Source organism: Streptococcus mitis (assembly GCF_001579035.1).
In the GTDB taxonomy this organism is placed as follows: domain Bacteria; phylum Bacillota; class Bacilli; order Lactobacillales; family Streptococcaceae; genus Streptococcus; species Streptococcus mitis_J.
Genome location: NZ_KQ970357.1, coordinates 1 through 234 on the forward strand (window position 1 = coordinate 1; position 234 = coordinate 234).

At 42.3% G+C, this 234-nt stretch carries 1 pseudogene; it reads left to right on the top strand.

Features of this window, described 5'->3' with window-relative positions:
* Nucleotides 1-65, top strand: a pseudogene (locus SMIDD26_RS12085) (DUF421 domain-containing protein); the annotation flags it as partial.
* Nucleotides 66-234: the final 169 nt, after the last annotated feature.

The following is a 234-nucleotide window of genomic DNA, read 5'->3' on the forward strand; positions in this document are numbered from 1 at the left end:
ATGTAGCCAATATCTTTATCGCTGAGTATGACAAGGGTGCGGTGACAGTCGTAACCTATGAATAAGAAAAACCTGGGGTTTTGGCCTCAGGTTTCCATTTGCAATCAGAAAGGGATTTTATGTCCATTATTCAAAAACTTTGGTGGTTTTTCAAGTTAGAAAAACGCCGTTATTTAGTCGGGATTGTGGCCCTGGTCTTGGTTTCCGTCCTCAATCTCATTCCCCCCATGGTTA